Annotated in this window: 21 protein-coding genes and 1 pseudogene; 14 read left to right on the top strand and 8 right to left on the bottom strand. The window is 57.5% G+C overall.

Annotated elements, in window-relative coordinates; all coding sequences use genetic code 11:
• Window positions 1-27: 27 nt before the first annotated feature.
• The 3 genes from Q0316_RS09810 to Q0316_RS09800 all read right to left on the bottom strand — a co-directional run bounded on the left by Q0316_RS09810 (window position 28) and on the right by Q0316_RS09800 (window position 2,441).
• Window positions 28-417: a hypothetical protein gene (locus tag Q0316_RS09810; protein WP_022684430.1), complete on the bottom strand. Its 390-nt coding sequence runs from the start codon at window positions 415-417 to the stop codon at window positions 28-30.
• Complete coding sequence (locus Q0316_RS09805; protein WP_022684429.1) at window positions 410-1,096, bottom strand: ParA family protein; 687 nt, start codon at window positions 1,094-1,096, stop codon at window positions 410-412. The genes Q0316_RS09810 and Q0316_RS09805 overlap by 8 nt, the downstream gene beginning before the upstream one ends.
• Window positions 1,097-1,469: 373 nt before the next feature.
• Window positions 1,470-2,441: a hypothetical protein gene (locus tag Q0316_RS09800; protein WP_037504944.1), complete on the bottom strand. Its 972-nt coding sequence runs from the start codon at window positions 2,439-2,441 to the stop codon at window positions 1,470-1,472.
• Window positions 2,442-2,608: 167 nt separating this feature from the next.
• Here Q0316_RS09800 and Q0316_RS09795 point away from each other — a divergent pair, with 167 nt between their 5' ends.
• On the top strand, window positions 2,609-3,757 hold the full coding sequence (locus tag Q0316_RS09795; RefSeq protein ID WP_022684427.1) for an integrase: 1,149 nt from the start codon (window positions 2,609-2,611) through the stop codon (window positions 3,755-3,757).
• Between the two features lie 862 nt (window positions 3,758-4,619).
• Here the strand turns inward: Q0316_RS09795 and pobA are convergent.
• The gene (gene pobA, locus Q0316_RS09790) at window positions 4,620-5,801 is read right to left on the bottom strand and encodes a 4-hydroxybenzoate 3-monooxygenase (RefSeq protein WP_022684426.1); all 1,182 of its coding nucleotides are present in this window, start codon (window positions 5,799-5,801) and stop codon (window positions 4,620-4,622) included.
• Window positions 5,802-5,932: 131 nt separating this feature from the next.
• On the opposite strand from pobA, the gene Q0316_RS09785 reads away from it, so the two are divergent.
• Window positions 5,933-6,808, top strand: a complete 876-nt coding sequence (locus Q0316_RS09785) for a helix-turn-helix domain-containing protein (protein WP_022684425.1) — start codon at window positions 5,933-5,935, stop codon at window positions 6,806-6,808.
• Between the two features lie 199 nt (window positions 6,809-7,007).
• Here the strand turns inward: Q0316_RS09785 and Q0316_RS09780 are convergent, their stop codons facing one another.
• Entirely contained in the window at window positions 7,008-7,655 is a 648-nt protein-coding gene (locus tag Q0316_RS09780; RefSeq protein ID WP_159368312.1) for a TetR/AcrR family transcriptional regulator, read from the bottom strand.
• 277 nt (window positions 7,656-7,932) lie between these two features.
• Between Q0316_RS09780 and Q0316_RS09775 the strand changes: the two genes are divergently transcribed.
• From Q0316_RS09775 to Q0316_RS09715, 12 genes are all read left to right on the top strand, one after another.
• On the top strand, window positions 7,933-8,298 hold the full coding sequence (locus tag Q0316_RS09775) for a transposase (protein ID WP_216635596.1): 366 nt from the start codon (window positions 7,933-7,935) through the stop codon (window positions 8,296-8,298).
• 917 nt (window positions 8,299-9,215) lie between these two features.
• On the top strand, window positions 9,216-10,655 hold the full coding sequence (locus Q0316_RS09765) for a carotenoid oxygenase family protein (protein ID WP_022684422.1): 1,440 nt from the start codon (window positions 9,216-9,218) through the stop codon (window positions 10,653-10,655).
• 2 nt (window positions 10,656-10,657) lie between these two features.
• Window positions 10,658-11,002: a hypothetical protein gene (locus Q0316_RS09760; RefSeq protein WP_147367397.1), complete on the top strand. Its 345-nt coding sequence runs from the start codon at window positions 10,658-10,660 to the stop codon at window positions 11,000-11,002.
• A 60-nt stretch (window positions 11,003-11,062) separates the two neighbouring features.
• Window positions 11,063-12,460 (top strand): aldehyde dehydrogenase, encoded by a 1,398-nt coding sequence (locus Q0316_RS09755; protein ID WP_022684420.1) that lies wholly within the window; start codon window positions 11,063-11,065, stop codon window positions 12,458-12,460.
• A gap of 39 nt (window positions 12,461-12,499) precedes the next feature.
• Window positions 12,500-13,183: a nuclear transport factor 2 family protein gene (locus Q0316_RS09750; protein ID WP_022684419.1), complete on the top strand. Its 684-nt coding sequence runs from the start codon at window positions 12,500-12,502 to the stop codon at window positions 13,181-13,183.
• 33 nt (window positions 13,184-13,216) lie between these two features.
• Window positions 13,217-13,675 (top strand): thioesterase family protein, encoded by a 459-nt coding sequence (locus Q0316_RS09745; protein WP_220474117.1) that lies wholly within the window; start codon window positions 13,217-13,219, stop codon window positions 13,673-13,675.
• Window positions 13,672-14,559: a 3-keto-5-aminohexanoate cleavage protein gene (locus Q0316_RS09740; protein WP_022684417.1), complete on the top strand. Its 888-nt coding sequence runs from the start codon at window positions 13,672-13,674 to the stop codon at window positions 14,557-14,559. Before Q0316_RS09745 ends, Q0316_RS09740 begins: the two co-directional genes overlap by 4 nt.
• A 56-nt stretch (window positions 14,560-14,615) precedes the next feature.
• Window positions 14,616-15,848 (top strand): Tm-1-like ATP-binding domain-containing protein, encoded by a 1,233-nt coding sequence (locus Q0316_RS09735; protein ID WP_022684416.1) that lies wholly within the window; start codon window positions 14,616-14,618, stop codon window positions 15,846-15,848.
• Between the two features lie 29 nt (window positions 15,849-15,877).
• Window positions 15,878-16,318: an acetyl-CoA carboxylase gene (locus tag Q0316_RS09730; RefSeq protein WP_022684415.1), complete on the top strand. Its 441-nt coding sequence runs from the start codon at window positions 15,878-15,880 to the stop codon at window positions 16,316-16,318.
• Window positions 16,315-17,652, top strand: coding sequence for a biotin carboxylase N-terminal domain-containing protein (locus Q0316_RS09725; protein ID WP_006961056.1), 1,338 nt, complete (start codon window positions 16,315-16,317; stop codon window positions 17,650-17,652). Before Q0316_RS09730 ends, Q0316_RS09725 begins: the two co-directional genes overlap by 4 nt.
• Window positions 17,645-19,129 (top strand): biotin carboxyl carrier protein, encoded by a 1,485-nt coding sequence (locus tag Q0316_RS09720; protein WP_006961055.1) that lies wholly within the window; start codon window positions 17,645-17,647, stop codon window positions 19,127-19,129. The genes Q0316_RS09725 and Q0316_RS09720 overlap by 8 nt, the downstream gene beginning before the upstream one ends.
• Window positions 19,129-20,001 carry an HAD hydrolase-like protein gene (locus tag Q0316_RS09715; RefSeq protein ID WP_006961053.1) on the top strand — a complete coding sequence of 291 codons (873 nt, stop codon included), beginning with the start codon at window positions 19,129-19,131 and terminating at the stop codon, window positions 19,999-20,001. The genes Q0316_RS09720 and Q0316_RS09715 overlap by 1 nt, the downstream gene beginning before the upstream one ends.
• Before the next feature lie 409 nt (window positions 20,002-20,410).
• Here the strand turns inward: Q0316_RS09715 and Q0316_RS09710 are convergent.
• The 3 genes and pseudogenes from Q0316_RS09710 to Q0316_RS09700 all read right to left on the bottom strand — a co-directional run.
• A pseudogene (locus Q0316_RS09710) lies at window positions 20,411-21,350 on the bottom strand (Tn3 family transposase); the annotation flags it as partial.
• Window positions 21,351-21,391: 41 nt separating this feature from the next.
• The gene (locus Q0316_RS09705; RefSeq protein ID WP_006961816.1) at window positions 21,392-22,258 is read right to left on the bottom strand and encodes a recombinase family protein; all 867 of its coding nucleotides are present in this window, start codon (window positions 22,256-22,258) and stop codon (window positions 21,392-21,394) included.
• Between the two features lie 142 nt (window positions 22,259-22,400).
• Complete coding sequence (locus Q0316_RS09700) at window positions 22,401-25,310, bottom strand: Tn3 family transposase (protein WP_006961814.1); 2,910 nt, start codon at window positions 25,308-25,310, stop codon at window positions 22,401-22,403.
• Between the last annotated feature and the right edge of the window lie 64 nt (window positions 25,311-25,374).

Raw genomic sequence — 25,374 nt, 5'->3', positions numbered from 1 at the left:
ATTACTCACATAAACGCATCCTGGGCGTCAGACCGGCCCCTCCCCTTCGGCGAGATCGAGCAAGGCGATGATGCCGTCGGGTAGGCTGAGGTTTCTGGCCTCGCACCAGAGGACTAGTCGGTCACGCTCGGGCTGCGACAGGCGCATAGTGATATGTTTGGTCCGCGCTGGCCCGCGCATTGGTTTGCGCTTGGGAATTGCGGCGGTTTCGGCTTGGACCTGCGGAAAATAATTCGCCGGGGGCGTTGGCCGGAGCGGTTCCCGGGTTGGGGATGGGTCGACCGCGGCACCCGCCGGCGGTGTAGACGCGATCAGGCTTTTGAGGCGAGCGGTTGGATCGTCATTCGTTTCGAGGCGCTGCCGGGTTTTGCCGATGATGTCACCCATGGCCGGAGTTGCGGGTTTGGGTTCAGCCATTGGATGCTTCCTTGTTCTGAATTTCGCCGAGGACGTCGGCGAGGATGCTCTGGGCTATGCGCCGGGCTTTCTCCGTTTTGGCGAGACCAGCTTGCTCCACTTCCGCGAGGGTCATGCGGAAATTCGACATGGCGCGGAATGCATCGAGTGTGTGCATTTGCTCCTTGAATATCGGCAATGCACTGCTGATTTGGGCATCGATTTCCCACTCGGCGCGCGAGCGCGCGACCTGTCCGGTTTGGGTAATGAGGACTCGGTATGGCACCCCGCCACCCATCTTCTGCAGCATTTCGCTGGTTTCCACGGTTCTTTCGAGGTCGAGGCGCGAGGAGCGGGTTGGTATCACGACAAAGTCAGAGTCCATCGCGGCATATGCGGTCTTGAAGTTGGACGTCCCTTCAGAATCCACGATCACCAGTTGTGCACTTTCCCTCGCCCTTTTGATAGCTGCGCCGATCTCGGCGTCGCGGATCTGGGAGGCATCCTCCACAGTGATGAGGGAGTCACCTCCCCTTCCCTCTTCGCGGCGATCGCGGTGCCAGTTTAGCAGGCTGTTCTGGCGGTCAGCATCGAGCATGAATACGGAGCCGCCTAGTGCCTCGAATTCAGACGCGAGCGCGAGAGCGAGTGTGGTTTTACCCGCGCCTCCTTTGCTCTGCGCGATGGTGATGACCGGCATTCGTTAGCTCCTCTAATATAAGGCCGCGCGTTCACCTGCGCGGCACAGGCCGACCGTGCGTAAGGATGCGCAGCACCAACCGTATGCGGATGTGATAACGCGGGTATAGGCGCTGTGCAAGTATGCCGCGCGTCCGCACTCGAACGTGCTGGGCCACGCGATGCTGCATGCACATCACCATCACACTGTAGCGGCGCGTTAGAGCGCGCGCGTAGCCGCGCAGTCGCACGCACATGCGAATACGCCCGCGCAGCACACAGCGCGTTATACATTGCGCTACAAGACGCCGCACGATATGCGGCACATAACGCTGCACAAATATAAGTGGCTGATAAAACGCATATTTCCTGGAAGGGAGAAGCGCGCTTTGGAATTAATTGAGCTCGCATTTCCTAGCGAGGAGATTGTCTAATGCAGCCATTTCGGTGTCGAACGCATCGAATACCGCAGCCAGATCGCGATCGACGGGAAGGGGAGGGGGCTCTTTAGCAGGCCGTCCCCGCTTTGGCCGCACATAGCCAAAATCTGCGGCCAGGTCCGGCGTCAGAAATTGGCGCCAGCTTCGCCGCTGCGTAATTTCCACGAGCAGACCGGCCGTCGCGGCGCGCTCGAACAGCTTGCTCGCTCCGGCGATACTCATGCAAAGTAACTCTGCAGCCGATTGCGGGGAGAGCAAAGGGCGATATTGGATCAGCGCCAGCAGCGCAGGGAGGGCGCCAGGGCGGTATTCGGCGGCGATCGCGCGCTGAGCGTCGCGATAGTGCCGCTCGAGGCTGTGCAGCCGCTGCAGCGCGATCGTCGCCGCGCTTTCGAGGGCGCGCAGCACGGCCAGCCAATCATCGTCATTGGGCCGGGGCTTCAGCCGGAACGCCTTGGCGCCGCCGGCAAGGCAGGGGAGGGGGCTAGCCACAAGGCCGCGGTCGCGCAACGCGAATGGCAAGGACAGCCAGGCCATGATGCTGTGGTCGATCCGCGCGAGCTGGCGGACGGTATCGAGCGCGCGGACAAGGGGGGCGTGCTCGGTCGCCGTTGCTGGATCTCCGATCGCGGTCGGCAGGCGGTCGCGCCAGCGAAGCCGATCGTCATCCTGCAACGCTGCTCGCCATTCCGCGAAGCGGTCGAACAGGTCGAGATGGCTGGGGAGGGGAGGACGACCAGGGATTTTGAGGTCGCAGCCCCACGAAAATACGTCAATTTCCTCAACCTCGGCCGACTGCAATTGCAAGGCCCGCGCATAGCCGCTCCACGCGGCGCGCGTGGACCATGCTTTGGCCACCGGACTGACGATAATCCGGGCATCGAGACGGGCAATCGCGGCTGTCGCGGCCGCTATCGCCGTGACCATTTTTGGGGTATAGTCGGGACCGTATCGGATGGGCGAGGGCCGGTTTTCCATAGCCAATAGTGAACTGAAACGACCTCTCGGTAAAGCATGCCCGGACGCATAGTGTTGATAATGGATCGTTATCAACACCCTATACATTGGAAAGTGGGCGCGCTATCCCTCGGCGCATGAGCGCGCTCCCGCCTGAAACTCTTCCTTCCGGGCCGCCAGCGGCCTTGCCGCCCCCCTCGGCCGATGTCGGGGAGGTTGTCGACGATGTGCGCGCGCTCGCCGGAACCGTGCGGGAGATCAAGGCTGAGCTGATCGAGGCGGCCGTGCGGGCCTGGTCGCACAACACGCGTCGCGCCTTCCGCTCGGATCTGAAAATTTGGGGAGCGTGGTGCCGTCGCCGGCGTCTCGATCCGCCGAAGGCGGAGGTCAGCGCCGTGGCGGCCTATATCCGCCAGATCGCCGGGATTGACGCCTCGGCCGAAAAGGTCCGCGCGATGGCGACGATCGAACGCTACATCGTCAACATTGGCTGGGCCTATCGTATGGCGGGCCTGCCCGATCCCACCGCCGGGGAGCTGGTCACGCTCGAAATGAAAGCGGCGCGCAAGACAGTGGGCGTGCGCCAGAAGCAGGCCCGCGCGATCCGCTTCAAGGGCGACATTGCCGATTTTGATTCACCGCCCTCCGGCGTGTGCCTCGCCCATCTTCTCAAGGCTGTCCGGCGCGATCTGCTGGGCTATCGCGACGCGGCGCTGCTGCGCGTGGCCTATGACAGCGCTGGGCGCCGCTCGGAGTTGGTGGCGATCGCCGTCGACCATATCCACGGGCCGGATGCGGACGGGGCAGGGGCCTTGTTCATTCCGACAAGCAAGACAGATCGCGAAGGGGAGGGGGCCTGGGCCTATCTTGCGCCCCCGACGATGCAGGCGATCGCGCGCTGGCGCGCGGCCGCGCATATCGACAAGGGGCCGTTGTTCCGGCGCGTCGAGACGCATTTTGACGGGACGGTCGCGGCGATCGGGCGCAGGGCGCTGCATCCCAACAGCATCACGCTCATTTACAGGCGGTTGATCCGCGCGGCCCATGCGAAGAAGCTGCTCGGCGAGATGTCGAACGCCGAGCTTGAGCGCTGGGTGACGGCGGTGTCGTCGCATTCGATCCGGGTCGGGGTGGCACAGGACAACTTTGCTGCCGCTGAAAGTCTGCCGGCGATCATGCAGGCCTATCGCTGGCGTGATCCCAAGACCGTCATGCGATATGGCGCGAAGCTTGCCGCAAAAGGTGGAGCAGGCGCCCGCATGGCGAAGCGCTTTGCGACTGCATAGAAATCCGCCATGCTCAGGGTGTTGGTTGGGTTTGGACACATCTAGCTGGACTATCCGAATGACGGTTCGGTTCATTCTGGCGATCGGAGATATTTGATACCAGAGCGCCGCTGGATAGCGAGCTATGGAAGGTGTTCGTTTCACGTCGATTACTGGTTTGCATCGATATCAGAAATGATTTTCCCGGCTTCTGCAAAGGCAGTATTGGCGGCGGGCACGCTGGCTTAGATAGCGATTTGCATGGGCACTTACGTCAACTCGTCGCGCGTGAAGCCGCCACCGGTCAAGCCGGCGCGGACATGGAGTGCAGACTCTTCCCAACGGCCGAGGCTGGCGGCAAACGCCAGCACAAGTAGGCGCCGGATATGGTCATCGAGCCCGGTGCGGCCTGGATTTCATTCCAGGCGATACGTGTAATCATCGCCTAGAAATCGCTATTGCACGATGTGCAATTGGCGAGCGAGCGGTCCACCCATTCGTCGCCCAAAACACGACGACGATTGAGCAGGCCAGCCTCGAGTGGTAGCCTTTTCATCGGGCTCCGGCAGTACGAAGCTTCTGAGCGCGGACGGCAGCGCTGCGGGCGCCTCGAGTGACGGCAGATGCGCTGAGTCCCGTTTGAGATGGCGTTTCCCTGCGATAGAAGAGAGCGGTGACTGCATCCCGAATTCTGGACCGTTTTGAGCTGGAAAATTCCAATTATGATCGGGTGTAGTTTATGAAGGAGCCGGACGCTGCCTCGGACTGGTAACAATCAGGGAAGCACGTCATGCCGGATAAACCGAAGACGCCCACATAATAGTCATTCTGTCGAACAACTCGCCCCTTAGCGCCGACGTGCGGTTATCGTAAATCTTAGTGCTTATATCGTCTCCAAAGGTAGGCCGACATAATTTTCGGCCAACGATCGCTGCGCTGTTATCGAGCCGCGGATGTAATCCAGCTCCGCCATCTGGATGCGACGATCGAACCCATCCATGTTGGGAAAGCGGTGCGTGATAGACGTAAACCACCACGAAAAGCGCTCCGCCTTCCAGACCCTCGACAGTGCGCGTTCAGAGTAGCTGTCGATGCCTGCGGAAGAATGGTCGCGATAAAATTCGCGCAGGGCTTGACTAAGCATGATCACATCCGACGCTGCCAGATTTAAGCCCTTGGCGCCGGTGGGAGGCACGATATGCGCTGCATCGCCCGCCAGAAACAAACGGCCCCAACGCATCGGCTCGGATACAAAGGAGCGCAGCGGCGCGATGCTTTTTTCGAATGATGGACCTCGCGTCACTTTGGTGGCAACATCTCGTCCGAGCCGTAGGCACGCTTCATCCCAGAACCGCTCATCGGGCCAATCCTCTACCCGGTCGTTCAGCGAACATTGGATATAATAACGGCTACGTGTGGCCGAGCGCATGGAGGCGAGTGCAAAACCACGCTCATGGTTGGCATAAATCAGCTCATGTCCGGCAGGCGGTACGTCCGCCAGAATTCCCAGCCACCCAAAGGGATAAACGCGCTCAAAGGTCTTAAGCACGTTGTTGGGAATTGCCATCCGACTAGGGCCGTGAAAACCATCGCACCCCGCCACAAAATCGCAATCGAGCCTATGCTCAGTTCCATTCTTTTTCCAAGTCAGGAAGGGCCGTTCGCTATCGACATCATGCAACATGGTCTCATCCGCATCCCAGATCACATGCACTCCGCGTGGCTCGGCCGCGTCGAACAGATCCCGCATTACCTCCTGTTGTCCGTAGACGGTTACGGTGGAGCCACCGGTCAAATTCGCCAAATCGATATGAATGATTTGACCGTCCAATGACAGATTGGTCCCGCTATGAACTAAGCCGTCCTGGTCCAGTCGAGACGACAATTTGAGGCGACGCATCAAGTCCACGGTCACCTGCTCCAGCACGCCGGCGCGAACGCGCCCTTCCACATAATGGCGATCACGCCGCTCGAGGACTATCGCTTCAATGTTTTCAGCGGCAAGCAGATGTGCAAGGAGCATGCCGGCCGGACCGGCGCCAATGATTGCGACTTGGGTTCGCATCTAATCCTCTTATTGGTACGGCGGGCTCGCATGGCCACCCCACGCCCCAAATTAGCTGGCAATACGCTACGCACCATGTCACGGCCGATAAAAAGATTGGACGATTCAACGGCAAAAATTATAGTCGGACCATGACCGCACGGCAGCAGATCCCAACCTTTTACCTCTATGGGGAGCCACATAGACTCGTCGAAGATTGCTTTACACATGTCGAGTCGTTAGACGATCGATCCCGGCCAAGTGAGTGGACGATCAAGCCACATGCTCACGCCGAGCTTTGCCATATTTTCCTGATCTGGGCCGGTGGAGGGAGTATGCGTGCCGATGGCCAGGTGCTGCGTTTTATAGCGCCATCCCTTCTGGTCGTACCGGCGACGGTGGTGCATGGCTTTTCCTGGGATGAGGATTCATCGGGAACGGTCGTCACGATGGCGACGCGATACATTAGCGACCTCGCGCGCCATGATCACGCGCTTGCACGGATATTTGACGCCGCAAGAGCGCTAACGTTGTCGCATTTCGAAAAGGAGACAGCTGAGCGTCTTGTGCAGGAACTTATGCGCGAACTGGCATGGTCGGCACCGGGCCACCGGGCAGCCGTCGATGCAACTCTTCTCTCGCTTCTCGTCGTTGTTCTGCGCAACGCTACGCTAGACGACAGGCCGATTAGAAGACCAGGCTATTATGCCGGAATCGTCGCGCGTCTTAGGGAGAGGATCGAGCACAGGTTCCGGGAACGAGAGCCCGTCTCTGTCTACGCCGAAACGCTGGGGGTGAGCGAAACGACCCTACGCCTGGCCTGCTCGAAAGTTGCCGGCATGTCCCCGACCCAAGTGCTTAATCAGCGCGCTCTGCTCGAAGCACGGCGCTCGCTACTTTATACAAATCTAACGGTCGCTGAAGTCGGCTACTCGCTCGGGTTTCCGGACCCGGCCTATTTTTCCCGGTTCTTTAGCCGCCATGTGGGGCTGTCTCCAACGGACTTCCGTAGCTCTCGTTCGTCATAGCGCGTCATCACGGCTTCGTCAGTTTTATTCCCCTCAAAAATGCATATGACTTGTATGTCATTAAATTCCTATGACTTATCCAGAGTTGGATGACAGATGATCAAGTCGAAAATTGCACGCCTAATTATCCAAATCACGAATAGCGGAACTCACCATATATAATCTACATAACTTTCTAGGCGTACTTCGTAATCGGGGTCTAATCGGCGCCGATAACCATAGTTCCATGCCGCACTCGTGGCATAACATTTGGCAAAGAAAGGCATTTTTCAATCACAAATGATCTGCATAGAGTATCGTACTTTTTATCGTGCAAAATGTGTTGAAGGCGGCGGGTGGTCGAAAGCATCGCAAATCCGTGCAGGAGAGACCAGCAAGAAATTGCAAGAGCCTCTAAATAATGCTCATCATGTTTCGGCACCAAAAGAGATATATAATTAGAAAATATATTAAACTTATTCTGTACGTCTCGCATATAATCGTCGCTCGCCGGGAGATCTATAAATATATCTGCTGCAAAACATAGTTGATATAATTGCGGATGCTCCTCGGAAAACCGAAGGTATCTATCAAATACGGAACGTACCTTTTCGATAGGCGCTTCATAAGGCTCGGCTGCTTGGGCCAAGCCGTCATTAATCATCCTTAATCCATGAGAGATCAGGGCTTCCAGGAAACGGCGTCTGTTAGCAAAATGTCGATAAGGCGCTCCCCGAGACACCCCGGTTGCGGCGGCCATTTCCCGAAGGGAAAGGTTACCGTAGCCAACCCGTTCGATTTCAACAACGGCAAGGTCAAGGAGCGCACTCTGAAGCTCTCCATGGTGGTAGGGACGATCTTTGCTCATGCGAGGAGTTTGGCAGAAACCTCGGGTATTCTCAATGATTACGGACAAGCGGTCGATAAATCCGCAGCAGCCAAATACCCGATCGAATGTGTATGGGTCAGATTGGAGGTGCGCAGGCATATTCATAAATTTCAAAGGTCGTATCTCCGCCTGGGCTGCGGATTTCACAGCGCAGATGTGGGTACAGACGAGCTTGATGGCGACGAGATTGTTCTTGGGGTACCTGTCGTAGTAGGTGGCTATGCTGCGGAACCGTTCGATCCGAAATTATGCCGGATTGGACCTGTCGATGGAAACGTCGCACGTCTGCGTCGTCGATGCCGATGGGCGCAAGGTTGGAATGCAATGCGTAGACAGCACGTCAGAGGCGATCGCCGCGGTGCTGGAGCGCTATGGTCCCATTGAGCGCGCTGTGATCGAAACGGGCCGGATGAGTCCGTCGGTTGCGCTCGGGCTGCGCGAACTTGGTGTCGCGATCATCTGCATCGACGCGCGTCAGGCCCACCAGAGCCTGAAGGCGATGAAGGCGAACAAGACCGATCCGCATGATGCGGCCAGCCTTGCCCAACTGGCGTACACCGGCTTCTCGACAACACGATCCGCGGCCTGTGCGCCACATTCGGCTATCGTCCCTATCCGTTAAAAAGACTCGGCCTTGAAGTAGCGCCGGTGTCCTGATTCAGTCTGCGCGAGTGGCGGAGACGGGTCGATGATGGGCGAGCTGACAGTGGCGCAGGAGGCGCTGTTCTACACCTTCAGCCTGGAGCGGCATGTGCCGGCGGATCATCTGCTGCGCTCGATTGACCGGTTTTGTCGATCTGTCGGACATTCGCGAGCATCTGCGCCCCTGCCTCCCGATTGCGGTGAGAAAGCTTGTCGACTTCGGTGTCCCGCGAGGGAACGCAGGGTCGGATGATCTGCGAAGGTCGAGGGATGGGCCGCCGAGCTCGCTTCAAGTCAATGCAACGTCCGGCCTTGTGAGACCCGATACAGCACCACCGGCCTCAGGGTCGGCGAGTGCGGGCAGATCCTTGAGACCCTCAAGGGACAACCGCCAAGCGATCGCAAATTACAGATCACGACTTAGTTGGCCGCTGAACTGCGCGAAACTTTATTTCAGGCCCTTCCCCAATCTGGAAGCCGAAGGTGGCGCGTTCGATTGAGGTCTCACGAACTACGGCTACCCGCCTCGCTTCTCCACTTGACATCGTAAATCTCGCCTGCAATGTATGCGCCGACAACATCGCTCATAGCTTGCATGATCCCGATGAAGGGACGCAGCGGTTTGGGAAGTTAGGAGAGGATGTATGGTGATAGGAGCGCCGCGATGCGAACGCGGCAACGCTACGCGTACGCGTCGTGAAATGGCGGACTCGTGCCGATCTCGTCTGAAGGTGCCTCATAGTGGGAGCGACGGGCGGCCATCGAATATAGGCGAGTCCTCAATCCCAACCGATACACGATTATTCGCGCCGCTAGTCAAACTTCATAATGTTTTATTCGCTGAATATGTTCCTGCAGCAAAGCGCAGGCGCGTAACACTTAAAAAGGCATGCGTTCATGACTAAGCTATTTCCTGACGGTCTCTCTTTCAGTGGATACAACACTCCAAGTAGAATTGAATGCGATATATATGATCTTGAGGTGGAGGGTGATGTTCCCCCGGATCTTAATGGTAGATGGTATCGCTCCGGCCCGGATCCCCAATATCCGCCATATCTGGGAGACGACATTTACGTGAATGGGGACGGGATGATCTCGATGTTTAACTTCGAGAACGGCCATGTCGATTTCAAGATGCGCTATATTCAGACCGAAAGATGGAAAGCTGAGCGGGCTGCCCGACGTTCTCTCTATGGGAAATATCGCAATCCGTGGACTGATAAACCTGAAGTCGCCGGGAAAAGCCGAGGGACCGCAAATACCGCGCCAATTTGGCACGCTGGCCGTCTCCTGGTGCTCAAGGAGGACCATGTGCCGATGGCTGTCGATCCGGACACTCTAGCCACCTTGGGCGATTTCACTTGGAATGGGCAGCTTAAAAGTAAAACAGTTACAGCCCACCCGAAGATAGACCCCGTTACGGGTGAGCTTCTTCTGTTTAGCTATGAATGTGAAGGTGATGGTTCGTCGCCAATGTGCTTCCTGATCGAGGACAAAAGTGGGAATCTTGTTAAAGAAGAGTGGTTCGATCCCCCATATGTCGGGATGGTCCATGACTTCGCGATCACGACTGATTACGTGATCTTTCCAATCTTTCCGACGACAATGGATCCCGAGCGCTTGAAGGCAGGTGGGGATCATTGGAAGTGGGACGGGAGTTTGCCTAGTTGGGTTGGCATTATGCCGCGAGCCGGCAGTACGACCGATATCCGATGGTTCAAAGTGCCTACGTCGTGTGGCTTTCACGTCATCAACGGCTTTAACGAAGGCACAATAGTCCATCTCGATATGATGATCTCCAAGCGGAATGGCTTCCCCTACATCGGCGACATCGCAGGATCGGCCGCGGATCCTCAGGATGGCGTCCCCTATCCCACGCGTTGGTCTTTCGACATGACGTCGAACGCCGTCGATGGAGGATTCTCATCGAAGAGTTTGGCCCCATATGGCGGTGAGCTGCCGCTCATCGATCCGCGATGCGTCGGTCGGGATTATCGCTACGCCTATATCTCAATGGTGGATCCGGAGAGGCGGATATTGATGGCCGGCCCTACCTACATGGGCGCTAACATGATCGGCAAAATCGATCTGACGACCGGCGAAGTCCAAACCTATCACGGGACTGACGAGACTAGCTTCCAGGAGGGCGCGTTCATCCCGCGCGGGCCTGGCGAAGATGAAGGTTGGTATATCAATATCGCCGATCGACATGACCAAAACCGTTCCGATCTGCTGATCTTCGACGCGCGCGCCATCTCCGAGGGGCCGCTTGCAACGGCCCGATTGCCGATTCGTCTCAGGAGCGCCTTTCACACGACTTGGGTTCCGGGAGTATGACCATGATATTGCCTAACGGCGTGACTGAGGCGTCAATGCGCGCAGCACTCACGGAATTTTCCGCGATCGTCGGGAACGAATGGTTCTTTGGTCCCGAAAACGAACGACTGACAGCCTATAACGACGCCTACCCGCTGGACGATCTCGCTCAGCAAGGATATATGATGTCGAATGCGAGTTTGACATGGCGCGGCCCTGAAAACCGCTACTCTGTTGCTGTGTATATCGATAATATCGAGAACGAGACGTTAAAGGCGACCTCGTTTGTACAACCAATCGTCGGTCTTCCTGTAGTTACACTTGAAGCTCCTCGGACTTACGGAATTCGAGCTAGATTTAATTTCTGATTCGTAGGGACGGCCTGCTTTCTCCATTGATCTTCTATTTACCACTAAAGAGGTGGAAACATGCGGTTTGAACGAATCAATCCACTCACTGGCGAAGTAGCATCCTCGGCTGAGGCTATGCAGGCCGCTGACATTCCGAACTTAGGCAATAGGGCTGCCGAAGGTCAAAAGGTCTGGGCAGCGCTGGGTCCCAACACTCGTCGCATGGTTCTGCTGCGGGCGGCATCGGCCTTGGAGGCCCGCAAGGACCAGTTTGTTGCTTCGATGATGCAAGAGACTGGGTCCACACGTGGTTGGGCATTGTTCAATCTGGAACTTGCTGCCGGTATAGTCCGAGAAGCGGCAGCGCTGACTACTCAAATATGCGGTGAAGTAATTCCTTCGGACAAGCCCGGCTGTCTGGCCCTTGTGATGAAGGAACCTGTCGGGGTCGTGCTTGGGATAGCACCTTGGAACGCACCGATTATTCTCGGCGTTCGTGCTATCGCGGTGCCGCTTGCCTGTGGGAACTCGGTGATCCTCAAAGCTAGTGAATTATGTCCAAATACCCACGCGCTTATCGTCGAGGCCTTCGCTGACGCGGGGTTTCCCGAGTCGGTAGTAAATATCGTGACTAATGCGCCAGAAGATGCTGCAGAAGTAGTCGGCGCGCTGATCGACGCGCCAGAGATCAAGCGTATCAACTTTACTGGCAGCACCCATGTCGGTCGGATTATCGCTCGTCGGGCGGCGGAAAATCTTAAACCTTGCCTGCTCGAGCTTGGCGGTAAGGCGCCGCTCCTGATTCTGGAAGATGCCGATCTCGACGAAGCCGTCAAGGCGGCAGCTTTTGGTGCGTTTATGAACCAAGGCCAAATTTGCATGAGCACCGAGCGAATTATCGTGGTTGACGCAGTCGCAGAGGCTTTTGCGGAAAAGTTTGCATCAAAGACGGCGACCCTTGTCGCGAGCGACCCGCGTGAAGGGAAGGCGCCGCTGGGTTCGGTGGTCGACATGAGCACTGTGAACCGCGTCAACGAGTTGGTTGACGATGCGATCGAGAAAGGTGCCAAGATCTTGACGGGCGGAAAAGGGGACAATGTGGTGATGTCTGCCATCGTGCTTGATGGCGTAACTCCCGCAATGGATCTCTATCGCGACGAGAGCTTCGGCCCGGTCGTGGCCTTAATCCGTGCTCGCGATGCCGACCAAGCGGTGGAGATTGCCAATGACAGCCAATACGGGCTTTCTGCGGCTATCTTCACACGCGATATCGCAAAGGGGTTGATGCTCGCGAAGAGGATCAAATCAGGCATCTGTCATATCAATGGGCCCACGGTTCATGACGAGCCGCAGATGCCTTTCGGGGGTACCGGAGCGTCTGGCTATGGCCGGTTCGGAGGCAAACAGGGGATCGATAGTTTTACTGAAACTCGCTGGATTACAGTTGAAACCCTGCCAGGACAGTTTCCGATTTAAACCAAGTCTAATCAAACTTACCAGTTGGGAATTAAAACAATGGATTTCACCACATATATAGATGCATTCAATTCCGGGGATTACGTTAATCTCGTGGATCAATGGTTTACGGAGGATGTGGTCTGGGAGGATGGCGGTCAAACGGTGACGGGCCGCGATGAATGGTTGAATTTGTTCCATTTCGTTCGAAATGGTATCCGTGAGATATTTCGGCCTATCACAGGCTTTGATGGCCCGTCGGGTCATTTTCGTGAGATCGACATGGATTTTCATGCACTAAAGTCGCGGCCAGACTTTCCGTTTGGACCGTTGGCGCCAGGCGACATGATGACGGTGAAGTTCTTTATCATATATGAGTGTGAAGGTAATCGGATTCGTCGCCTGAAAGCAGCGACTTGGCCTGTCAACTATGGAACGAGTAAATTACCGCGCTTGGGCGCTCACGTTACTCAGCGAGCCGCGTTTCAGGCTTTCCAAGCAGCGCTGGCCCATGAGCATGGCGCAAATGCAAGGCAGTATCTTGCCGCTCAATTGCAAATGGGCAGCACCGGTGGGACGCGTTCCAGTTCGCATGAAGACGCGATTGGCTCGCTTAGAGAGGCTGGCGTGGCCACGGCGACGTTGAAGGACGCGAGGGACGATGAACTGTTGCTAGATGCAGGCGGGCGTCTGATGAGACTAGGCCTGCAAAACGGTCTAATATCTCAATTCGAACTGGTTTAATTCGGCGCCGACACGTCCGGCGTCCGGCATAGCGTGAGACATGCCCTCATGTTTGTAAATAAAATCTCCGTTGAGATAAGTTGGGGTGATTGCGATCCCGCCGGGATAGTTTATTATCCCCAGTATTTCCGAATGTTTGACAGCTGCACCGCCGCGATTTTTCGCATGGTGACCGGTATTGACAAGCGCGCTATGATTGAGAGGTACGGGATTGTTGGTTTTCCGATGGTGGATACCGGAGCCCGTTTTTATATTCCCAGTCGGTTTGGTGAAGAAATTCAGGTGCATACCTCCGTTCCCAAGATTGGCCGTAGTAGTTTTGAGGTGTCACATCGCGTCTTCAGAGGTGAGGATCTGGCGATCGAGGCATTCGAAAAGCGCGTTTGGTCTGCCATCGACCAGGAGAGCGGAAGATTGCGAGGCATTCCATTGCCCCCTGAAATCGTGTCCGCGCTTTCCACTCCCTCCATCCATGAAGGTGTTTCGTCGTGAGCAAGCTGATTATCACCGTTGCTCCTACGGGCGGCATGGCATCCAAGAAGCAGAGTTCGCTTCTTCCCACGCAACCCGATGAAATTGCAGCTTCCGTATACGCATCTTACAAGGAAGGGGCAGCAGTTGCTGCGCTTCACGCTCGTAGGCCGGATGATGGCGCAACTTGTAACGCGGATATTTACCGTGATATTAACGGACGTATTCGCGATTGCTGCGACATCATTATAAACAATTCCACCGGGGGCGGATCAAGCGGTGACATGCTTGTCGAGAGGCCGGACGGATTGTTCGAATCAAGCTTCGAGGAACGACTAAAGGGCTGCGAAGCCGGTGCGGAGATGGCGACCTTCGATGGCATGACCTTCGTCGACGTCCATGGCGGACGGGAAATATGCGTAATCACGCCGCCCAGCCGCTGCGAAACGCTGGTGCAGCGTATGACGGACAGGGGCATCAAGCCTGAATGGGAGGTATTTTCACCAACCCATATATTGCAGGATGTAACACGACTCATTCAGAAAGGCTATGACAAGCCTCCCTACTACATCAATATGGTCCTGGGCGCAGACAAGGGCTTTCAAGGCGCCATGCCCTATAGTCACGATATCCTAGCGGCAATGATCGCGGCTTTGCCGCCGCAGTCGATTTTCTGTGTGTCGGCGATTGGGGCGGCGCAGCTGCCCGCGACCACACAGGCTATGCTGTTGGGCGGACACGTGCGCGTCGGCCTAGAGGACAATCTTTACTATAGCCGCGGGCAGTTAGCGACCAATGAACAGCTCGTGGCTCGAACCCGCCGCATCGCGACGGAACTGGGGATTGACATCGCATCTTCCGCAGAGGCGCGTGAGATCCTCGGCCTGAGTACCCCGAATTCTTGAATGATGGAGCCGGTCTATCAGCGTGCGCAAATCAGCGGGCTATAATGGAGAAGAGGATGGTTGGAAAGAAGCCACTTGTTCTGATGATCGTCACCCACGACACGAAAGAATTCGAGGGACGTTTTCTCAGAACCTGCCTTGAAGAAGCTGGATGCGAAATAGTCCATCTCGATCCAAGCGTGCGGCGTACGGTCGGAAGCCCCGAGATTCCACCCGAAGAGGTTGCTGAAGCGGCGGGGTGGAGCATTGAGAGAGTGCGTGCGCTTGGTCATGAGGGCAAATGCCAGGCTGTGATGATCGAGGGTGCTATCCGAGTTGCCCTTCATCATCATGAGGCGCAACCCTTCTCCGGCATTATCTCTATCGGCGGGTCGATGGGAACAACGCTTGGCACAGCGGTCATGAAGGCCTTTCCCTATGGTCTTCCCAAGTTGATGGTCTCCACCATGGCGTCGGGGTTCACTGCACCATTCGTAGGGGCGAAGGACATCATAATGTCCAATGCCGTCACGGATGTCTCAGGCATCAATTCGATCAGCCGCGATGTCTATCGCAACGCCGCGCTCGCTATTGCTGGCATGGCGAAGGGTTATGACCCTGCCGCACAGAGGGAAGATCGACCTCTCGTTCTTATGACCACATTGGGTACTACCGAAGCATCAGTTCGACGTGTAAGGGAAGCGCTTCAGGACGACGGCAACGAAGTCATGGTGTTCCATTGTGCTGGCGGCGGCGGCGGAACCCTCGATGCGATCGTTGAAGGACGTGATGTCGCTCTAGTGCTCGATTTGTCGGCAACAGAAATCGTCGACCATCTTCACGGCGGCCTTACAGATGGTGGTCCTGAGCGTGCGATGGCGGCGCTGCGAAAGGGCATTCCGACGATCTTGGCTCCCGGCAATGCCGATTTCATCATCGGCGGGCCGTTAGCGGAGGCTAAGAAGCGGTTCCCAGGCACGCGCTATCACATGCATAATGCTGCGCTGACTGCTGTTCGCACACAGATGCAGGAGCTACGAAATCTGGCCGATCACTATGCCAAAATGGTCATTGAAGCGAAAGGACCTGTACGCTTTTTCGTACCGTTGGGCGGCTTTTCCAGCCATGACAGCCCGGAAGGGCATCTCCACGATATCAATGTGCCCGGCCCCTTCGCCGAATATCTTCGCAAAGTCATTCCCAGCGCTATTCCGGTCGAAGCGGTGGATGCTCACTTTAATGATGAAGTGTTTGCTGACCGCATCATTCTCGCGGCCCGCGATTATCTCAAGATCGGAGTGCATGCGTGAAAGGTGATCTGCCTCTAAGTCCTGAGGATGTGAACGAAATCGTCACAATCCTGAAAGGCAGTCAATATGATCGGTTGGACATCCGAACCGATCGCTATCGGCTTCGCGTCAGCAGGGCCGATGCAGGAGAAGGTCAAGGGGAAGGCTGGAGCCAGGCGTGGTCGCTCGAAGACGAAGCGTCGCCTGCCGGGGCGACTGCCCAGTCGGGTCAGGAAGAAATCCCGGTTCCCGAAGGCATGCATGCCATTCGCGCACCTTTGCCTGGCGTCTTTTACCGCTCCCCAGCTCCTGGAACTGCATACTTCGTTGAGGTCGGCAGCAGCGTCGAGGCAGAATCCAATGTCGGTATCATCGAGACCATGAAGCTCTTCAATCCCGTCCCCGCAGCTTGTGCAGGCGAGATCGCGGAAATCTTAGTCGAGAATGGCGCGATGGTAGATGCCGGCGCCATTTTGATGCTCGTCAAATGATCAGGCGTCTCCTCATTGCCAATCGCGGCGAAATCGCTTTTAGAGTTATTCGCACAGCAAAGCGTCTGGGCATCGAGACTGTCCTTGGGGCGTCCGAAGCGGATCTGAATAGCGCGGCCGCATGGCTGGCGGATCATATCGTAAAGGTCGGTCCGGCTCCCTCGGCGCAAAGCTATCTCGACGTTGCCAAGGTGATCGCCGCGACCAAACTAAGTGGGGCGGATGCGCTGCACCCCGGCTATGGCTTTCTCTCCGAAAATGTGGGCCTTGCCCGTGCTTGCGCGGAAGCGGGGATCGCTTTCGTCGGCCCTTCCTCATCCAGCCTCGAGGCAATGGGTGACAAGCTGATGGCGCGTAAGGTCGGCATCGAAGCGGGCCTCCCGGTGGTCCCGGGCGGTGAGGCAGGCGATAAGGAGGAAGCGCGAAGGCGCGCGCAGGAAACGGGCTATCCGCTATTGCTCAAAGCTGTGTCCGGGGGCGGCGGTAAGGGAATGAAAAGAGTCGATAATGAATCGCAGCTAGATGGTCAGATCGATCTTGCCATGGCTGAAGCGCAGGCTTCCTTCGGGGATCCACGCATCTACGTCGAGCGCTTTATCACGAGCGGCCGGCATATCGAAGTGCAGGTGCTTGGCGATGGTGTGAATGCGATTCATCTGGGCACGCGCGACTGTTCGATACAGCGCCGCTTCCAGAAGCTGGTCGAGGAAGCTCCAGCAGCCCTTCTTCCCGATGACAAGCGCACGGCTATCGAGCAGGCGGCGGTCGATTTGGCCAAGTTTCTGGCATATCGAGGAGCAGGTACGGTCGAATTTCTGGTAGATGCCGTTACTTTCGATTTTTATTTCCTAGAGATGAATGCGCGTATCCAGGTAGAGCATCCCGTAACGGAAGCGATCACCGGCGTCGATCTGATTGAGCAACAGCTGTTAGTAGCAGCCGGTAGCAAATTGGCGCTGACACAGGAGATGATACGGCCTCGCGGTCATGCCATTGAGGTGCGCATCAACGCCGAAAACTGGCGCGAAGATTTCCAGCCCTCGCCCGGGCGCGCCGCATCGGCCAAGTGGCCGGCGGGCGAAGGCATACGCGTCGATACCCATATATTCAATGGCGGCCTCGTCCCGCCCTTTTACGACTCCCTCGCCGGGAAGCTCATTGTCCATGGCAACGACCGAGCCGAGGCTATTGAGCGCCTGACTGCTGCCTTATCGGTATTCGAGCTAGAAGGCATGGATTCAACAGCTGGGCTTCACGCCATTATCGCGGCTGATCCGCGATTCCGTGCCGGCGACGTCGACACCCGCTTCTTCGGAAATTTGAACAATGGCTGAAATAAATCTCGTCGACGTTTCGGTGCGCGATGGCAACCAGTCGCTGTGGGGCGCGACAGGCCTCGATACAGCAAAGATCCTCCAGGTCGCCGGCCAGATGGATCGCGTAGGCTTTAGAGCAATCGATTTCACATCATCGACCCACATGGCCGTAGCAGTGCGTTATTTCCGTAACAATCCCTGGGAGCGTATCAGGCGTGTCCGGGCTGCCATGCCCAACACACCGCTTCAATTTATCACCACCGGCCTACGATTCATTGCTTGGCAGCAGGCTGGTCCCGAATTTATGCGAATCGTCTATCGCCGGCTCCAACATAATGGCATCGGCCGCTTCATTGTTCTTGATCCCATGCATGACATAGATGCGGTTCTTGAAGCAGCTCAGCTCATCAAAGAAGAGGGTGATGCGCAAGTTATGGCGGCGCTGACATTCACCCTCTCTGCCGTGCACGATGATGCATTCTATGCAGATTTCGCAGCGAAACTCGCCAGATCGCCCCATATCGACCTGTTCTACATCAAAGATCCGGGCGGCCTGCTATCTCCAGATCGCGTGAAGACACTCGCACCGGCGATCAAGGCGGTGATCGGCGGGAAATCGCTGGAAGTCCACCCGCACTGCACGATCGGTTATGGTCCACTTACCGCTTTGGCGGCCGCCGATTGCGGAGCTGTCGATGGCATTCATGTCGGTATCGGCCCCCTCGGGGATGGCAGTTCGTTGCCCGAGGCCGGTAGGCTTGTCGCGAATTTGCGGGAAGCAGGCCATAGTGTGCCGATCGATGACAGGGCTCTAGCAAACGTTACCGATTATTGGTGGCGTCTGGCTAAGGCGGAAGGCCTCCAACCGGGCACGCCTCAAGCCTTCGATGCCAGTTTTCTGCGTCACCAGATCGCGGGAGGGGTGATGACCACCACTCGTCGACAACTGAGTGAACTGAAGCTCGAGCACCTTTTTGGCGCGGTAGTCGAAGAGACGGAGCGTGTTCGTGCTGAACTTGGATATCCTATCATGGTAACGCCCTTTCCCCAGATGGTGATGACGCAGGCGACAACAAATATCGTCAGCGGCCAGCGGTACGTTCAGGTATCGGATCAGATTTTGCGCTATGCAATGGGCAAGCTTGGGCGTCCGACGAGCCCAATCGATCCGGTGATCCTGGATGTCATCATGGATCGACCGCGGGCAAAGGAGATAGCTGGTGAACCGGATTTCCCTGACTATTCGGATCTCCGTCGCAAGTTTGGCGCGCATCTGGACGATGAGGAATTTCTGTTGCGCGCCGTGATGCCGGCGGATCAGGTCGACGCAATGCTTGCGATGGGACCCAGCCGCGCAACCTATACTCCGGAGGCTGCGCCGTTGATGAAATTGCTACGAGAACTTATTGCTAACCCGACCCTGAAAGATGTCGTAATCGACAGAAAAGGTTTACGATTGGCACTTCATTCTGGCGCTTCCGCGGGCAAAATGTAATGGTCAGTGAATCGCTTGACGGCTTGGCTGCCCGGCTTGCTGGTGCATCGGGTTTCATTTTCGACATGGACGGCACGCTTGTACTTGGCGACAGCGCCAGTTCTGGATATCGCCCGCTTCCGGGCGCAGAAGTGCTGCTGGAAGAACTTACAGCGCGCGGCATGCCCTTTAGGATTTTCACCAATGGGTCTGCCATAGCCCCGGCTCAATATGCGTATAACCTGCGCGTTGCCGGGTTGAAGGTGCCTGACAGTGCTGTGATGACGCCGACGACGGCCGCTGCATATTGGTTTTCTGAACGGGGGATCCGCAAAGTCAGGGCGCTGGGGCGTAGCGAATCATTCGTGCCGCTGCGTGCCGCTGGTATCGAAGTCGTCGAAAATGCCGCTCCTTCTTGCGCGGTTGAGGCTGTCTATGTCGCCTATCACCGCGCATTCACGTTCGACGATCTGGAGGCGGTGCTCGCGGACCTCGAAGACGGCGCGCAGCTCACAACGGCGTCCAATGTTCCCTTTTTCGCTTCGGAGGGCGGGCGCAAGATCGGAACTAGCTTCGCGATTAATGCGGCCATCACCGCGATGACGGGGATCGAGCCTGTCATACTCGGCAAGCCATCGCTCGCAGCACTGCATTGCGCCCGATCTTTGATGGGTCTGCCGACTGATGCGACGCATAAATTGATCGTCGTGGGTGACGACCCAGGGCTAGAAATGAGAATGGCGCGGGCCGCGTCCGCCGCGAGCATTGGTGTGACGACTGGTCTCTCAGATGCAACCGACTTTGGCGCACATGCCGATGAGCAGGCAGATTTCGTCGTCAGATCGCTCGACGAATTGTGCGTGCGGTTAGGCGAAAGAATTGACGCAGTATGAGGCTTTCGGAAGCTGCGCAATCAGGACTAGAGTAATCCTACGTTGACGGTGCTTCGCTGCGCTTCTTGGTGTGCACAATCACAATGAGACGACATTGATGATGATGGTTCCGCAAATCGGGCCGGGTTAGCAGCGAAAGATTGGGAAGGTTACGCTGGTGCGCGCTGGCGACTTTGCCCCATTGGCATCAATCCCGGGCCGCTCGGCAACCGTTTGGATCGCATAGTCCAGATCGGTCGTGGTCGGCTTGCGGAAGCTTTCATGCGACTTCTCGTGCTAGGTTCATAAATTGGCAGTGCCCGGCTAGCCGCAGGGCGTTCATCCAGAACTCTCGCCGTTGGCCGGTGGCGGCCAGGGCATGGCCGCGATCTTCTGCAATTCGGCCCCTGTGCATTATGCGGACACAGATTCACGGTAGCGGTTTGATGAGCAGCGGCATGAGGCCATTGGCGTCGAGATCGAGGTGATCGGACCAGACATAATCGCCGGTGAGATTGATGCGATCCCAACCCAATGGTGAGAGCCGAGACAGCATAGCCGGATCGATCTGGCTTCCGCGGCGGCGCATTTCTTCGACGGCGTGCCCAAGATAGCGACAGTTGAACAGGATGATCGCTGCGGTGACGAGGTTGAGGGCAGCCGCGCGGGTTTGCTGGTTCTCCAAGCCACGGTCGCGAAAGCGACCGAGCCGATGGAAGGCGACCGCTCGCGCCAGGCTGTTGCGCGCCTCGCCCTTGTTCAACTCGGCGGTGACCGTGCGGCGTAGCGCCGGATCGTCGAACCAGCGCAACGTGAACAGCGTGCGCTCGATCCGTCCTACCTCGCGGAGCGCCGCGGCGAGGCTGTTCTGCTGGCGGTAGGCGGATAGCTTTTTGAGGATCAGCGAGGGCGTAACGGTGCGATCACGCATCGCGCCGATGACGCGTTCGATATCCGGCCAGTGGCTGACGATCAGATCCCGGTTGAGCCTGTGACCGAACAGTGGCGCAAGCCTGCCATAGCGCTTCGAAGGTTCGAATGCGTAGAGGCGCCGGTCGGACAGGCGAGGAATGCGCGGCTCGAAATCGAGCCCGAGGAGATGCATCGTTGCGAACACGATGTCGGAAACGCCGCCTCCATCGACGTGCAGCGCGGTCAGATCGGCGTTGCTGTCATGGCCGAGGAGCCCATCGAGCGCATGGATGGCTTCTCCTGCCGTGCCGGCGATCACCGTCTGGTGCAGCGGCGCGTAGCGGTCGGTGATGGTGGTGTAGATCTTGACCACTGGGTCGCGACCATAATGGGCGTTGACCGCTCCGCCGGCTTCGCCCGGCCCGCCCAGGTAGAAGGCCCAGTCGGCCCGAAGCTGCGATTTTGGCCATGTTGAAGAACAAAGATTGAACATGGCGATCTACCAGGCTCGCTCTTGTCCTCCAATCTCGTAAACATCGGTCTCGATCGAGCACCTGTAGCTCTCTGCGATGTTGAACATCTCTGTCTGGAGAGATGCGATCTCATCATCGAGGCTGACGCCATCGGCACCCTGATCATAGGCGACGGTCAGCGTGTAATCGCAGTTCCCGGTCTTTTGCATCTGGTAATCCCGCTCCAGCATCGCCTCAATGCGCTCGCGAGCGGGCTTTCTGCCACGACCATGCTTGTTGAAGTTCTCGATGGTCAGATGCAGGGCGATGGTGACAGAAGGCGGCTTTTCCGGCAGCCCGATCCTTGAAGGAATGACGTCAAGCGCCCGATAGACGGTCATTCTTGAGATCTTGAGGTCGCGCGCGACGCTGGCCTTGCTCGCGCCGGCGGTGATCCGGCGTCGGATTTCATCGTCATCGATGTTTTTCTTCCGGCCTTTGTAGACGCCTTCGGCGCGCGCCGCCTCGATCCCGGCGCGCTGCCGGTCCTTGATGAACGTCAGTTCCATGTCCGCGACCATGCCCAGAATGGTGATCACCATCCGCCCCATGCTTCCGGCCGTCGTCACCTCCGGCTCAAGCACCCGCAATGAGGCTCCCTTCTGGTCGAGTTCATGAACCAGATTGAGAACATCGCGTGTGGAGCGACCGAGCCGATCGAGACGCAGGACGACGAGTTCGTCATCGGCGCGCAGGAACTGCATGATCGTCTCAAGCTCCGTGCGTCCAGTGCGCGATGCGCCCGAGCCTGTTTCGGAGCGGAGGATTTCACAGCCCGCTGCCTTCAACCGGGCAACCTGGATGTCGAGATCCTGGTCGATGGTGCTGACGCGGGCGTAGCCGACGCGGGTCATGGGCAAATCCGTCACATTAGGGTGGCTTTGCCCTCGTACAGTAACATTGGTGACGGAACCACCCTTTTGTGACATGTCGTATATGTCACTTCCGATCGTCACGTTCGGGTGCACCCAAATGGTGCGAGCGGAAAGGCCCCGGTCAGGCAGCAAGCCGCCCAAAATCGATCCGGCTATTCAGATCGAGGTCGAAGCGGCCATAAGGATTGACGTGGCTGTAAATCAGCGGTGTGAGGCCGCGATAATCATCCGGCGTCATCCGGCCCGTCCATTTCGGTTCCACCAGCACGCTCTGAAGCATTCGGGTGTTCACATAGACAAGCGACGCTTGCAGCAAATGTAGCGCCAGGACCGAGAGCTGCTGCTCATCGATGCGGTTAGTGGCGATCTCGCCGCCCTTGCCGAAGAAAACGAACCCATTGGCACTGTTCCAGTTTTCAACGACATTCAGGCCTTCATGAATTTCGCGGCGGAAGGACTCCTCGCGCAGATACCGGCACAGGAAGATCGTCTTGACCGCGCGGCCCAGCTCACTCAACGCCTTGTAGGTCGGGTGCATCACCTCGGAGCGGCTAAACCGGCGCAGGATCGCCTCCGGGTCGGCGGTTTTTGTCTGCATCGCGGCTGCATATTTGACCATCTCGTCATATTGCTGCTCGATCTCATCCCAGTTGATCGGACTGGAGAGGATCGGCTGCAAGTGGGGAAGCCGCGTTCGCATGCCGACATCGGGAAGAGCCAGCTTCTGGCGAGCGATCGCTTTCAGGCGGGGTGCAAGCTCAAATCCGAGAAGCCGGCAAAATGCAAAGCCAACCGCGCTTTGGCCATGACTATCAACATATTGTCGCTGGATTTCCATGTCGGTGCAATGGCGCAGCACGCCCTCGATCATGGAGGCGACCTCGGAGGAAGAGCAGCGCTTGAGCTGGGAATAGACGCATGTCGCGCGTCGTTCGACATGCCAGTAGATCATGACGCCCCGTCCACCATAACGCGCATGCCATTCCGTCATCAGGTTGCGATCCCAGGCTCCGAACTTTGTGGAATCTGACGCACAGGCCGTGCCGGCGTCCCCCCAGACTGCAGCATTGCGGATTGCCAGGGTCGCATTCGCAACCCTGGCACACGCCTCCTTGAGCGCCGCGGCATGAACGAAGCGGCGATGGACATGCAGCAGCTCTTCATAGCTGACATCGGGGGTGGCGCCGGCGATCCGCTTGAGCCCGGCATTCGTTCCCAGGCCGTAGAGGCATAGCAGGAGACGTTGATCCAGCGCGGTTTTCGGCAGTGCAACACGCGAGGCCGATGTTTCGAACGCTTCGAGAAGTCCCGTATCAAGGGCAGCCTCCTTCAGTACGTCGAGCAGCCCGGTCATCGGCCAGCGTTGGCCGATCTCGGTCTTGATCGAGGCGAGACCCCTGGGTTCGGGCAAGGGTTTGAACGGGGTGAGAGATATACGGTTCTCGCCGCGCCACAGCAGCCGAACCTTGTCGTTCCGGGGAATATTGGCATTGAGGAGCAACAGTTCCTGAGCAAGCTCTTCCCGGATGGCGCTTGAAAATGCACGCGCATCCGCCGTCAGGTTCAATCCTGTGTAATATGCTTCTCGCCGCGCATCGAAGTCCTTGGGAAGATCGTCATCGGGATTGCGGTATCGGTCCGCCCCGACAACCCAGATTTCCTTAGAACGGATGCGATCGCGCAGTTGCGCGAGGACACAAAGCTCATAACTGATCCGGTTTACGCGCCCCTCTTCATCAATGACGGAACTGCGCCATCTCGCCGGAATGACCTCGTCGACCGGCACTGCGTGCGGCGGCACGTAGCGGCATCCATCATCCACTTTGCTTCTGATCCAGTCCAGGGCCGCCAGCACCGGACGCCACACGGCGTTGTTCGACCGGAACTCCAGTGCCGAAAGCAGGCTTGGCAGCATACGGCGATAATGATTGGCCCATGACCTCCGCATCACCTTGTAGATCCGCCGATCCAAGGCGCCCTTTGCCTGGCTTTCCTTGATGATCGCCGCCAGTTTGTCCTTGCCGGCGATTGGGAAAATGACATCGCAGATGCGCCCGGATGGATCGTCGATCGAAGCGCTGGCAATCTCGACCAGGAGTCGCTCCTTGCCATAGACCCGCTCGATGTCTTTCGCGATATCGCCCACCACCTTGCGTTTCGAGCGCGATCCGATCTTATGGACCGTCTCGATCAGCAGGTCGACCATCGCATCCGTAAGCTGAGCTTCCCGCGCCATCAGATAAACGGCATAGAGCCCGAGCTGGCGCGCCGGTACATGCCGGCGCATCTCCGAGGCTTTCTCGCCGGCAACCCGGCGAACGATCTGATCGACCCATGCCTTGCCCGTGACCGATAGGAAATCTCGGGGAAGAGCAAGCCGTTGGATAAAGGCGAGTTTGGCGGTCACGCCAAGAATGTTTTCGAGCGTCGCCTGACCTGCATCCCCCTTCATCGTGTTGAAGCCGGTCGGGCCATCGGGATCGGCGAGCGAGGCTTCCAGCAAGGCGACCGCATCCGGCGCAAGCCGATCGCGGACTCGGGCCAACAGGGCCTCCAGATAGAGGTGTCGTTGCGAACGGACGAGGCGTTCCAGCTCCTTGCGCGACGGCCCATAGATACGGCGGTCGCGGCACCACAGGAAAACATGCTCGAGCATGGCATTGATCGGCTGCCCGCCCGCACAAAGATCGTCGGAAATCCACCTCGACAACGCCCTGCGATCCGTCTGCGTCATACGGCGGAACCCGAGATGCCGCAAAATCTCCGCGCAATGCCGGCGGGCGGTGCGCCCGGAAAAATCATAGTGGTTCACGGATTTGGCATCGAGACCAAGTTGCTCCGCCAGATACAAGACACCGTCGGAGGGTATCGACGCATGATCCGGCACAAAGAAGCCATGCCCGGCGAAAAATCTAAGCTGAACCGCCAATCCCAGTCGTGCCGTCTCCGCTTTGCCGGTCACGAACGCGATGTCCGAAAAACTCAGGCTCCAGGAGCCGATCAGATCCCCACTCGAAACGCCAAGGCTCATAACGCCGCTCCCTTATCGGAGCGGAACGTCGTTCCTCGCATGGGCGATCGTCAACAACAACCAG

The organism is uncultured Sphingomonas sp., assembly GCF_937871615.1.
In the GTDB taxonomy this organism is placed as follows: Bacteria; Pseudomonadota; Alphaproteobacteria; order Sphingomonadales; family Sphingomonadaceae; genus Sphingomonas.
This window is presented reverse-complemented; position numbering and strand designations above follow the sequence as displayed.

What these genes read in the sequence shown, in the direction of transcription:
- Q0316_RS09810 (WP_022684430.1), bottom strand. Translation starts at nt 417, where the DNA reads ATGGCTGAACCCAAACCCGCAACTCCGGCCATGGGTGACATCATCGGC.
- Q0316_RS09805 (WP_022684429.1), bottom strand. Translation starts at nt 1,096, where the DNA reads ATGCCGGTCATCACCATCGCGCAGAGCAAAGGAGGCGCGGGTAAAACC.
- Q0316_RS09800 (WP_037504944.1), bottom strand. Translation starts at nt 2,441, where the DNA reads ATGGTCACGGCGATAGCGGCCGCGACAGCCGCGATTGCCCGTCTCGAT.
- Q0316_RS09795 (WP_022684427.1), top strand. Translation starts at nt 2,609, where the DNA reads ATGAGCGCGCTCCCGCCTGAAACTCTTCCTTCCGGGCCGCCAGCGGCC.
- pobA (WP_022684426.1), bottom strand. Translation starts at nt 5,801, where the DNA reads ATGCGAACCCAAGTCGCAATCATTGGCGCCGGTCCGGCCGGCATGCTC.
- Q0316_RS09785 (WP_022684425.1), top strand. Translation starts at nt 5,933, where the DNA reads ATGACCGCACGGCAGCAGATCCCAACCTTTTACCTCTATGGGGAGCCA.
- Q0316_RS09780 (WP_159368312.1), bottom strand. Translation starts at nt 7,655, where the DNA reads ATGAGCAAAGATCGTCCCTACCACCATGGAGAGCTTCAGAGTGCGCTC.
- Q0316_RS09765 (WP_022684422.1), top strand. Translation starts at nt 9,216, where the DNA reads ATGACTAAGCTATTTCCTGACGGTCTCTCTTTCAGTGGATACAACACT.
- Q0316_RS09760 (WP_147367397.1), top strand. Translation starts at nt 10,658, where the DNA reads ATGATATTGCCTAACGGCGTGACTGAGGCGTCAATGCGCGCAGCACTC.
- Q0316_RS09755 (WP_022684420.1), top strand. Translation starts at nt 11,063, where the DNA reads ATGCGGTTTGAACGAATCAATCCACTCACTGGCGAAGTAGCATCCTCG.
- Q0316_RS09750 (WP_022684419.1), top strand. Translation starts at nt 12,500, where the DNA reads ATGGATTTCACCACATATATAGATGCATTCAATTCCGGGGATTACGTT.
- Q0316_RS09735 (WP_022684416.1), top strand. Translation starts at nt 14,616, where the DNA reads ATGGTTGGAAAGAAGCCACTTGTTCTGATGATCGTCACCCACGACACG.
- Q0316_RS09725 (WP_006961056.1), top strand. Translation starts at nt 16,315, where the DNA reads ATGATCAGGCGTCTCCTCATTGCCAATCGCGGCGAAATCGCTTTTAGA.
- Q0316_RS09720 (WP_006961055.1), top strand. Translation starts at nt 17,645, where the DNA reads ATGGCTGAAATAAATCTCGTCGACGTTTCGGTGCGCGATGGCAACCAG.
- Q0316_RS09715 (WP_006961053.1), top strand. Translation starts at nt 19,129, where the DNA reads ATGGTCAGTGAATCGCTTGACGGCTTGGCTGCCCGGCTTGCTGGTGCA.
- Q0316_RS09705 (WP_006961816.1), bottom strand. Translation starts at nt 22,258, where the DNA reads ATGACCCGCGTCGGCTACGCCCGCGTCAGCACCATCGACCAGGATCTC.
- Q0316_RS09700 (WP_006961814.1), bottom strand. Translation starts at nt 25,310, where the DNA reads ATGAGCCTTGGCGTTTCGAGTGGGGATCTGATCGGCTCCTGGAGCCTG.